This is a genomic window from Pseudomonas sp. B6002, assembly GCF_013385985.1.
Classification (GTDB): Bacteria; Pseudomonadota; Gammaproteobacteria; order Pseudomonadales; family Pseudomonadaceae; genus Aquipseudomonas.
Map to the genome: position 1 here is coordinate 157,228 of NZ_JACAOY010000004.1, position 303 is coordinate 157,530.

The following is a 303-nucleotide window of genomic DNA, read 5'->3' on the forward strand; positions in this document are numbered from 1 at the left end:
GGTGTGCCCGTAATCCGACAGGTATTTGGGGGGCCGCCTAAGATCAAAATCAGACGCGGCGGCCTTAGAGCCGACCGGTAGCGTTTGCCGACCGCATTCCCCTGTAGGAGCCGGCTTGCCGGCGATGGTCGTCAACGATGACGCAAAAAAATCAGGCAGAACGCGGAGCCCCACTGTGGGAGCTGGCTTGCCTGCGATGGCATCGATTGGGTGTGCCTGATGTACCGAGGTGTTTGCATCGCAGGCAAGCCAGCTCCCACAGTTGACACGGGCCGACAGTTAGATACCGGTCGGCTACCAGGC